The following is an 8,604-nucleotide window of genomic DNA, read 5'->3' on the forward strand; positions in this document are numbered from 1 at the left end:
AGGCGCACGAGATAGGTCTCGTAGAGCTTTTGCACGTCGCTTGAACCGCTGATGTCGAGCTCCTGGTTTCGGGTGGTCAGGAGATAGACCATGCTGTTTAAGAACGTGATGATGTTCTTGCTGCGGTTGACGACGTACTCGTTGACGTCTTTCTCGCGGCTGTTGCCGAGCTTGAGATAGATGTAGAGGACATCGACCAGATTGTTGAGGCTGGTCGTGGCCTTCTGGTAGGTGTCAAACAGGAAGCGCAGCTTCTTGTATTCGGCGCTGTCCTTGCTCTTTTCATAGGTCGGCAGCAGGGCGATGATCTGGCTTTCAGCCGGCCGGGCCTCGACGTAGTATTTGATGAGGTCATCGAGCATGACCACCAGCGTGGCTTCGTCGATGGTCACGTCAAGGGCCGGCTGGACCGGCTGTTCCGCCCGGGCCGGCCGGCCCGGGGCCAGGACAAGCAGGGCAGCCAGCAGGGCAAGGCCGATGGGCACGGCGATACGTCTGGGCACAACGGTCATAGAGCTTGCCGCCTCGTTGGTCGCGGTCCCGGGATCAGGACTTTTTCTTGTCGCAGGCGGCGCAGGGGGCTTCCTGGCCCCCGGGGCGGGCCACCCGGCGCAGCACGTCCTCGAACTCGTCAAGCGGGGCGGCTCCGCGCACGGACACGCCGTTTATGACAAAGGTCGGCGTGGCGTCGAACCCGAAGGCCCGGGCCTCGGCCGTGTCGTCTTCGATGCGCTTGGCCAGTTCGGCCCGTTTGAGATCGCGCTTGAGCTGGCCGACATTGGCCCCAAGCTTGATGGCCAGGGCATAGAGCACCGGCTCCCCGCCCTGTTCGACCTCGGTCTGGGCGGCAAAGACGGCATCGTGGAAGGCAAAGGCCATTTTGGGGTCCTGGGCGGCCAGGGCCTCGTAGACCAGGGCTGCCTGCTTGGCCAGTTCGTCGGTGGCGTAATGCTTGAATAAAATGCGCACCGAATCCGGATGGCGGGCGGCAAATTCGCCCAGGGTCACCGCGCCCCGGGCGCAATACGGGCACAGGAAATCGGAATAGACCACCACGGTGGTCGTGGCGTCGGCCGGTCCGCGCATGGCCCGGGCCGGGTCGATGGCCGGGGACAGGGGTTTTTTGACCTCGGCTTCCTGGCGGGCCTGGCGCTGGGTGTCCTGGAAGTCGTGCTGTCCTTCCATGACCAGGGCAAAAAGATCGGCCTTGCGTTCGCCAAGCGCGTCGAGGACGATTTCGGGATGTTCCTTGAGGGTGTCCTTGACGCCGTTGCCGGACGTGGCCGGGGAGCAGGCCGCAAGGAGGGCCAGGGAAAGCAGGGCCGGTATGATGCGCGAAAACATGGGAAACGTCCTTTGCATGGGGATATCCACGACGTGCAAGCCTACTCTGGGTTGTGGGAAATGCAACAAAAATTTCTGAAAAGCAAGGGAAACGCGCTGGATGCATTGTGTTTTTACTCCGGGAGTGTATGAAGCAGGCAAGGTTCGGCCGTCGTGGGGGCAACCCAAACACACTCTCCAGGAGGTTTTCATGAAACGTATTGGTCTGCTGGTTTCCGCACTGGTCTTCGGACTGGCTGCGTTGGCTTTGGCGGCGGGCGATCCGGCCAAGGGCGGCGAACTGGCCAAGGGGTGCGCCTGCCACAAGAGCAAGGGTGATCTCGACGGCCTGGACGCGGCTGCGCTGACCGCCAAAATGCAGGCGTTTAAAGATGGCAAAGGCGAGAATAAGGCCATGATCGCCATCATGAAAAAGCAGTCTGACGAGAACGTGGCCGATCTGGCTGCCTACTACGCCTCCCTGCCCAAGAAATAACCCGGCTTGCCCGATGTTGCGAAAAAGGCCATGGAGACTGTCTCCATGGCCTTTTGCACAAGGAAGTCCCGCCTATGCATCGTATTGCGTCCCTGGTTGTCCGTTTTGGTCTGGCCGCCGCCTGTCTGGGCTACGCCTTGTGGGGCGTGGATTTTGCCCGTCTGGGGCAGGTGTTGGCCGAATTTCGGGTCCGGGACATGGGCCTGTATGCGCTGGCTGTCCTGGCCACGACCCTGGTGCCGGGCCTTCGCCTGCGTTTTTTGACCGGGGCGCGCATCAGGCCGGCCACCGGGCTGCGGGCCTGTCTGCTGGGGCTTGGCATCAACAACGTCCTGCCGGCCCGCCTGGGCGAGATGGCCAAGGCGGTCTATCTGCGCCGGGAGGCCTCGATCTCCCTGGGGCAGGCCCTGGAAGCGGTCTTCTGGGAACGATTTTTCGATCTGTCGGCCTTGCTGTGCGTGGGCGTGGCCGTGGCCGCGCTTTTGGGCCAAAACCTCATCCTCTATCCGTTGCTGGCCATTGTCGGCGGGGGCTGGGCCTTTCTGGGGCTGCTCAAGCTGCGCCCGGGTGCGGCCCATGCCTGTCTGCGGTTCGTGCCGGGCGAGCGGCTGCGGCTTTTCGCCGGGGAGATGCTGGGGCTTTTGCAAACGCGGATGGAGGCGGGATTTTTCCTGCGTCTGGCGGTGTGGACCGGGCTGTCCTGGGCCGGCTTTATAAGCGTCAGCGGCCTTGGGCTGTGCCTCATGGCCGGCTTCCCCTTCGACCCCACCCTGGTGCTGACGTTTTTTGCCGTGACCACCCTGGGCTTTGCCCTGCCGGCCGCACCGGGCGGCATGGGGGTCTACGAGGCCTCGGCAGTGCTGGCGCTGGGCTGGTTCGGAGTGGACCGGGAACGGGCCTTTGCCGTGGGGCTGGCCCTGCACATGCTCCAGTACATCCCGGTGACCCTGGCCGGTATGACCGTGCTGGCCTCAAGCGGCCTGTCCCTTAACGATCTGCGCCGCCGGGCCGAGGCTCCGGGGCTGTGATCAGGCCAACCGTTCGCGGTGCCGGTCAAGGTCCCAGAAGTAGAGGATGTCGGCCAGCCCGGTGATGATGTGGCCTTCCACCGGCAGCCAGCGGATCTTGCCGGCCGTGGCGTCGAGACTGCCCTGGGCCAGAAATTCGAGTCCCAGCGTGAGCTCCCGGGTGGCCCGGTCCAGGCCGACGTGGCGCACCTTGGCCACGATCCAGAATTCGCCGGCCTCTGGCGTCCGGGGTTCGTGCAGTTCCAGATGGATGACCAGCCGGTCGCCGGCAACGACCTGGAGATTGCGCTCAACAGACAGGGTGGCGCGAAGGCCCAGGCACATGCCGCCGGCCGAGATGTTGGACAACCGGGCCGCACCGTTTTGGAAATCTCCCGGGCGCAGGGCCGGCGCGTCCAGGTTGAAGCCGCTTTTGCGGTCATAGCGCCAGAAGAAGGCCGAGCGCACCCGGTCCCGCTCCGGTTCCAGGCGCAGGCTCTTGCGCCGCTGCCCGAAGACCAGGGCGTCCGGCTCGGCCAGCCGCAGCCGGGCCAGGCCGGCCGGACTGGCCGCTGCCGCCCGGATGCGGCTGTCAAAGGTGTAAAAGGTCTCTTCCAGGGTCTGGCGGCGCAGCACGACCCGGAAATAGCCTTTGACCTCCAGTCCCACCCAGTGCGGGCCGGCCGCAGCCTTGCCCACGCTTTCCAGCAGGATTCCCCGGTTCGAGGCCTCCAGGATGGCGCAATCGAGTTCTTTGAGACCGGCAACGGTTTCAGGCAGGGTCAGATGGCAGCGGGAACGCTGGGCGATGGCCTCTTCCAGCAGGCGGCGGGGCAGGGCGGGGGGCGTCATCGGGCGTACAACTCTTTGCCCGGGCCCACGCGCCGGAAGCTCCGGTGCGGGCGTTCGGGGGGGGTTGAGGGTTGTCCGGGATGGGGGTGGCCCACTTTGAAAAGTGCCTTTATTGAAATTTATTGTCAATATGATGTCGTTTGAGCCGGGGCAACACGGCCATGATACCGGGGCTGTAGGGCGAAAACGGCTCTTTTCAATCCCATCGAGTCATGCTACCTGCTGCCCCGTATTGATGCGGCCAAGGGGTTTACGTTGTATGCGCAAGGAGAGGGGAGTGATGGTTGCGGCCTGGTTGCGTATGAGCGTCGTTTTGATGGCGCTGTTTTTTTGTGGTGCGCCCGAGGCGCTGGCCAAGACGGTTTTTCTCGGCGGCAGCCAGACCGCCGGCTGGAAGCACATGGGCATGTTCAAGGACGTGGTGAACAAGGCGGCGGTCAGCAACACCACGGCCAAGATTCTCAAAAGCCTGGGGCCGGTGGTGGGCCAGAAGCCCGAGAAGGTTTTCATCCTTGAGGGCATAAACGAGCTGTACAGCCCAAACGCCGCCATCCTGGCCCGCTACCGCGAGATCTTGCTGCGCATCAACAAGGGATCGCCAAAGACCATGATTTTCGTGCAGAGCGTGCTGCCGGTGGTCAACCGGCCCGATCTGTCCAATGAGAAGATCATCGAGCTCAACAGCGGCTTAAAGGCTCTGTGCGCCGAGATGCAAAACTGCGTCTACATTGATCTTTTCAGCCACTTTGCGGTCAATGGGGCCTTGAATGAGAGCCTCACCACCGACGGCGTGCACCTGCGCCCCGATGGCTACAAGCTGTGGCAGGCGCTCATTGAAAAGTACGTCAGCCAGCCCAATGACCAGCTCACCCGGCCCGACACCGTGGCCGGCCTGGGCCAGCCCCAGGCCTCCAGCCCCAACTGATCGGCGGTGCAGCCAGGGTGGGTGAACAGCGGGCTTCGGCCCGCTTTTTTTTGCCGTGCCACCGCGCCACCCCCTGCCCAAAAGAGCCCGTTTGTGCTACGGGGGCAGCATTGGACTCGCCAACCTGTTGCCAAAGGAGGGACCCATGAAACGCGTGATGCTGCTCCTCATCGTCCTGGTGTCGGTCCTGGTTATAGGTGCCACGGCCCATGCCTGGAAAAAACCGCCTTTCGCCGCCGTGGACAAGAACAAGGACGGCGTTATCGTTTTCGAGGAAATCGTGGTCTTCAATTCCGGTCTGACCCTGGTGGTCTTTGGCCTGATCGACCTCGACAAGAATGGCAAGCTCGACAAGGCCGAATACGCCGCCATGGGCGGACGCCGGGCCGGTGCGGCCATGGCCGGCAAGAAGGCTCGGCCGTGGTGGCGCTGCTCGTCGAAGGAAGGCATGATGCTGTACAAGCAGGGAACGGACCTGCTGCTTGCCGGCAGGAACGCCGACGCCGCAACAGCCCTCAGACAGGCCGTGACCAGGCCGCTTTGCGTGGATTATCTGAGCGATGCCTACTACAATCTGGGGGTGGCCTGCATGCGCCTTGGCGACGATGCCTGCGCTCGGGCCAATCTGGAAAAAGCCCGGGCCCTGAACGTCAACGACGTGGTGCCGCCCAATGATTTCGGGCTGTCCGGCTGGCCGCGAAAACCCGGCGTCGGCCAATAGCCCCGGCATCCTGTTTTGCCTGCTCTCGCGTCCCTGGACAATACGCCGTACTGTCCAGGGACGCGCCCGTCGGCGACAGCCCGGCGCGGCTGCGGCCCTTGACAGTTCGGGGCAGGGTGGTCATCCCAAAAGGCTCACGCGCTGCGGCCAGCCGCACGCCCCGGAGGCGCCCCTTGGGCAACGTGCTCATCATCGACGACGACCAGACCATCCGCGACGCCCTGGCCCGGGTGGTGGACCGGCTGGGCCATACCTCGACCCTGGCCTCGACCCTGTCCGAAGGTCTCAAACGGGCCGGCAACGCCGAAGTGGACGTGGTCTTTCTCGACGTGCGGATGCCCGACGGCAACGGCCTCGACGCCATAGGCGATATCCGCCGCTCCCCCTCCGGCCCGGAAGTCATCGTCATCACCGGCTGGGGCGACCCGGACGGGGCCGAACGGGCCATGCGCCAGGGGGCCTGGGACTATATCGAGAAGCCGCCCACGGTCAAAACCATGACCGCCCCGCTGGTCAGCGCCATGGAACACCGGCGGCGCGGCCGGGTCAGCGGCCAGGCCGCCGCCTTTCAATTCCCGGGCATCCTCGGGGGCAACCCCAGGCGCGCCCACTGCGTCGAACAGGCCGCCCGGGCCGCCGCCAGCGACGTCAACGTGCTGCTCACCGGAGCCACCGGCACGGGCAAGGAACTCTTTGCCCAGGCCATCCACGACAGCAGCCCCCGCCGGGGCGGCGCGTTCGTGGTGGTGGACTGCGCCGCCTTGCCCGCCTCCATCGTCGAAAGCGTGCTGTTCGGCTCGGAAAAGGGCGTCTATACCGGGGCTGACCGCAAACGCGAAGGACTGCTCCTGCGCGCCCACGACGGAACATTGTTTCTCGATGAAGTGGCCGAGATGCCGCTGTCCGTGCAAAAGGCCTTTTTGCGGGTGCTCCAGGAACGCCGGGTGCGTCCCGTGGGCGGGCTTGAGGAAACGCCCTGCCATTTCCGGCTGGTGGCCGCCACCAACCAGGACCTGGAAGCCATGGCCCGGGACGGGCTCTTCCGCGAGGATCTGCTCTTTCGCCTGCAGGGCGTGGGCATCGAACTGCCGCCCCTGGCCGGCCATCCCGACGACATCCTGGACTTTGCCGCCCACTTCGCCGACCAGGCCGCCAAACGCCAGGGCCTGCCCACGCGGCCCCTGTCCGAGGAATTCTCCCGGGCGCTTTTGGCCTATCCCTGGCCCGGCAATGTCCGGGAACTCAAAAACACCCTGGAAGGCGCCCTGGCCCTGGCCGTGGCCGACGACGCCCTGCTCCCGGTGCACCTGCCCCTGCATATCCGGGTCATGGCCGCCCGCAACCGCGTCACCGGACGCTACGGCGAAACCGAAGACCCCGGCCCATCCTCCGGCCTGTGGGGCCTGTCCGCCGCAACACCCCTGCCCCAGTTCCGGGATTTCCGCGACAGCCGCGAAGCGCAATACCTGCGCGAACTCGTCGCCCGCCATGGCGGCGACATCAGCCGGATGCTCGACATCTCAGGGCTGTCCCGCTCCCGTCTCTACGCCCTGCTCAAAAAACACGGCGTTCCGGCCAGCCGCGCCTAGATCTGCCGCCTTTTCCCGACCCAGTCTAAAGAGCGCCCCTGCCGGCTCCGATGAGAGGAAAAAGGGAATCAGGTCCGGTCGGCGCTTTCTGCCGTCAGACTCCTGCCCCGGGCGGTTGGCGGCGTGAAATACATCCTGGTGCTCATCATCATCATCGGCATCGTGACCTACATCTTTCTGGGCAGCCCCAAGCCCAAGGATGAAGGGAAGGTCGGCGTTGATCGACGCCAGGAGGTCTGGGAGCGTATCGCCAGCCTCGAAGGGCAGCGCCGGGAAATGCTCACCCGGGCCAAGGGCCGCATGGGCTCCGGCCAAAACCGCAGCCGCATGACATCCCAGGGCGTCTATTACGCCGGCTACCGCGACGGATTCAATCAGGGCTACTACGAAGGCAGCTTCCTCTCGGCCAGCCGCACACCCGATCCGCTGTTCTTCAAGGTGCCCAATCCCTGATCCCCCGGCCCTCGCGTTGCTCCCTTGAACACGCTGCCCGCCTTTGCAAAAGACCCATTCTACTCAGGCAGTATCCTCGAAAAAGCATGCGCTTATTCAAGGATGGGCCACTAACCGCCCAACCGCGCCCGGATGCGGTCGGCAACCGTGGTCACGGCCAGCACGTACAGGTCGCTGTGGTTGTAGGCATAGACCACCTTGTCCCGCTCCGCCGGCGTCATGCCCGGCTTCCAGCCATAGCCGCGCAGATAACTGGCCACACTGACAATGGCGTCGGCCGGCGTAAACAGGTCCAGTACCCCGTCATTGTCGCCGTCCACCCCAAACCGCAAGGCATTGGACGGCATGAACTGGCAGATGCCGATGGCCCCGTAAATGGACCCCGGAATCGTTCCCACCGCCCGGCCCTTGGCCGAGGCATAGCGCAACAAGGCCGCCAGCTCCCGGTAAGCCCACTCGGAGCGGTCCCGGGCCGCCCAGTCGGCATAGGTCGACCGGTCGCCGTCACCCCGAAGCGTTTTCATAAACGGTGAAATCTGCTCCAAATTCGAAGCCCGGGCCAGACTGGCCAGCACGCTTAAGGCGTCGCGGTCGCCGAGATAGGTGCCAAGCTTGGTCTCAACCAGCAAAAACGCGGCAATAAGTTCCGGCTGCGGCCCGAACTCCCGCTGCGCCCGGTCAAACGCCGCCCGATTCTCCCGGATATACCGCACTGCGCTGTCAATGGCCGCCGAGGTCAGAAAATACCTGTAGTTGCTGGCTTCCAGCGTTTTCTTGGTCGGCGCGGGCTTCGGCTCGAACTGCTTGCGCACCATGGCGTCCACCTTGCGGGCCATGATCGACGGCTCATACTCCACCGCCGCTCCCGAAAACAACCGCTCCAGCCAGACCCGGTCCAACCCCTCGGCCGCCAGCCGGTTGACCAAAGGCTGCCAGCCGGCATCCGCCGCCAGCGCCATCCCCCGGCCACACGCCATCCCCAACAGCATCAGTACAGCGATAGCGACAGTCCATCGTTTCATGGCATTTCCCCCGGTCCCAAACCTAGCGCCGAGGCCCGCCACAGGCAACCGCTTCCTGCGGTGCGCAGTGCGCGCGGGAGAAGCGGGAGAAGCGGGAGAAGGCGAATCGGGGCTTTGCCCCGAACCCCACCGGGGGGATGATCCCCCCGGACCCCTGCGACAGGGGGGGGGGTAAACGTGTGGGGTGGTGTGCGGTGGGTGCGGGCGTGAGAGAAT

At 64.6% G+C, this 8,604-nt stretch carries 10 protein-coding genes; 6 read left to right on the plus strand and 4 right to left on the minus strand.

Annotation, left to right across the window (positions count from 1 at the left end; genetic code table 11):
- Together DVDV_RS20820 and DVDV_RS20825 are read right to left on the minus strand one after the other, a co-directional pair.
- Positions 1–512, minus strand: a 512-nt coding sequence (locus tag DVDV_RS20820) for a hypothetical protein (RefSeq protein ID WP_075356495.1), incomplete at its 3' end; no start/stop codon positions are given.
- 34 nt (positions 513–546) lie between these two features.
- On the minus strand, positions 547–1,344 hold the full coding sequence (locus DVDV_RS20825; protein ID WP_075356496.1) for a thioredoxin domain-containing protein: 798 nt from the start codon (positions 1,342–1,344) through the stop codon (positions 547–549).
- Between the two features lie 190 nt (positions 1,345–1,534).
- Here DVDV_RS20825 and DVDV_RS20830 point away from each other — a divergent pair, with 190 nt between their 5' ends.
- Together DVDV_RS20830 and DVDV_RS20835 are read left to right on the plus strand one after the other, a co-directional pair.
- Positions 1,535–1,819 (plus strand): cytochrome C, encoded by a 285-nt coding sequence (locus DVDV_RS20830; RefSeq protein WP_075356497.1) that lies wholly within the window; start codon positions 1,535–1,537, stop codon positions 1,817–1,819.
- A gap of 74 nt (positions 1,820–1,893) precedes the next feature.
- On the plus strand, positions 1,894–2,847 hold the full coding sequence (locus DVDV_RS20835; RefSeq protein WP_075356498.1) for a lysylphosphatidylglycerol synthase transmembrane domain-containing protein: 954 nt from the start codon (positions 1,894–1,896) through the stop codon (positions 2,845–2,847).
- Here the strand turns inward: DVDV_RS20835 and DVDV_RS20840 are convergent, their stop codons facing one another.
- A complete protein-coding gene (locus DVDV_RS20840; protein WP_075356499.1) occupies positions 2,848–3,678 on the minus strand; it encodes a PilZ domain-containing protein in 831 nt (276 codons plus the stop codon).
- Positions 3,679–3,958: 280 nt separating this feature from the next.
- On the opposite strand from DVDV_RS20840, the gene DVDV_RS20845 reads away from it, so the two are divergent.
- The 4 genes from DVDV_RS20845 to DVDV_RS20860 all read left to right on the plus strand — a co-directional run bounded on the left by DVDV_RS20845 (position 3,959) and on the right by DVDV_RS20860 (position 7,366).
- Positions 3,959–4,603, plus strand: coding sequence for a GDSL-type esterase/lipase family protein (locus DVDV_RS20845; protein ID WP_075356500.1), 645 nt, complete (start codon positions 3,959–3,961; stop codon positions 4,601–4,603).
- A 145-nt stretch (positions 4,604–4,748) separates the two neighbouring features.
- Entirely contained in the window at positions 4,749–5,324 is a 576-nt protein-coding gene (locus tag DVDV_RS20850; RefSeq protein ID WP_075356501.1) for a hypothetical protein, read from the plus strand.
- A 182-nt stretch (positions 5,325–5,506) separates the two neighbouring features.
- Positions 5,507–6,913, plus strand: a complete 1,407-nt coding sequence (locus DVDV_RS20855) for a sigma-54 dependent transcriptional regulator (protein WP_254845478.1) — start codon at positions 5,507–5,509, stop codon at positions 6,911–6,913.
- Between the two features lie 123 nt (positions 6,914–7,036).
- On the plus strand, positions 7,037–7,366 hold the full coding sequence (locus DVDV_RS20860) for a hypothetical protein (protein WP_075356503.1): 330 nt from the start codon (positions 7,037–7,039) through the stop codon (positions 7,364–7,366).
- A gap of 110 nt (positions 7,367–7,476) precedes the next feature.
- Here the strand turns inward: DVDV_RS20860 and DVDV_RS20865 are convergent, their stop codons facing one another.
- Entirely contained in the window at positions 7,477–8,388 is a 912-nt protein-coding gene (locus tag DVDV_RS20865; protein WP_075356504.1) for a lytic murein transglycosylase, read from the minus strand.
- Positions 8,389–8,604: the final 216 nt, after the last annotated feature.

Origin of the sequence: Desulfovibrio sp. DV (genome assembly GCF_001936595.1) — a bacterium.
Lineage (GTDB): Bacteria > Desulfobacterota > Desulfovibrionia > Desulfovibrionales > Desulfovibrionaceae > Solidesulfovibrio.

Bases quoted from the DNA above. Each gene is read 5' to 3' on its own strand.
- DVDV_RS20825 (WP_075356496.1), bottom strand. From the start codon at position 1,344: ATGTTTTCGCGCATCATACCGGCCCTGCTTTCCCTGGCCCTCCTTGCG.
- DVDV_RS20830 (WP_075356497.1), top strand. From the start codon at position 1,535: ATGAAACGTATTGGTCTGCTGGTTTCCGCACTGGTCTTCGGACTGGCT.
- DVDV_RS20835 (WP_075356498.1), top strand. From the start codon at position 1,894: ATGCATCGTATTGCGTCCCTGGTTGTCCGTTTTGGTCTGGCCGCCGCC.
- DVDV_RS20840 (WP_075356499.1), bottom strand. From the start codon at position 3,678: ATGACGCCCCCCGCCCTGCCCCGCCGCCTGCTGGAAGAGGCCATCGCC.
- DVDV_RS20845 (WP_075356500.1), top strand. From the start codon at position 3,959: ATGGTTGCGGCCTGGTTGCGTATGAGCGTCGTTTTGATGGCGCTGTTT.
- DVDV_RS20850 (WP_075356501.1), top strand. From the start codon at position 4,749: ATGAAACGCGTGATGCTGCTCCTCATCGTCCTGGTGTCGGTCCTGGTT.
- DVDV_RS20865 (WP_075356504.1), bottom strand. From the start codon at position 8,388: ATGAAACGATGGACTGTCGCTATCGCTGTACTGATGCTGTTGGGGATG.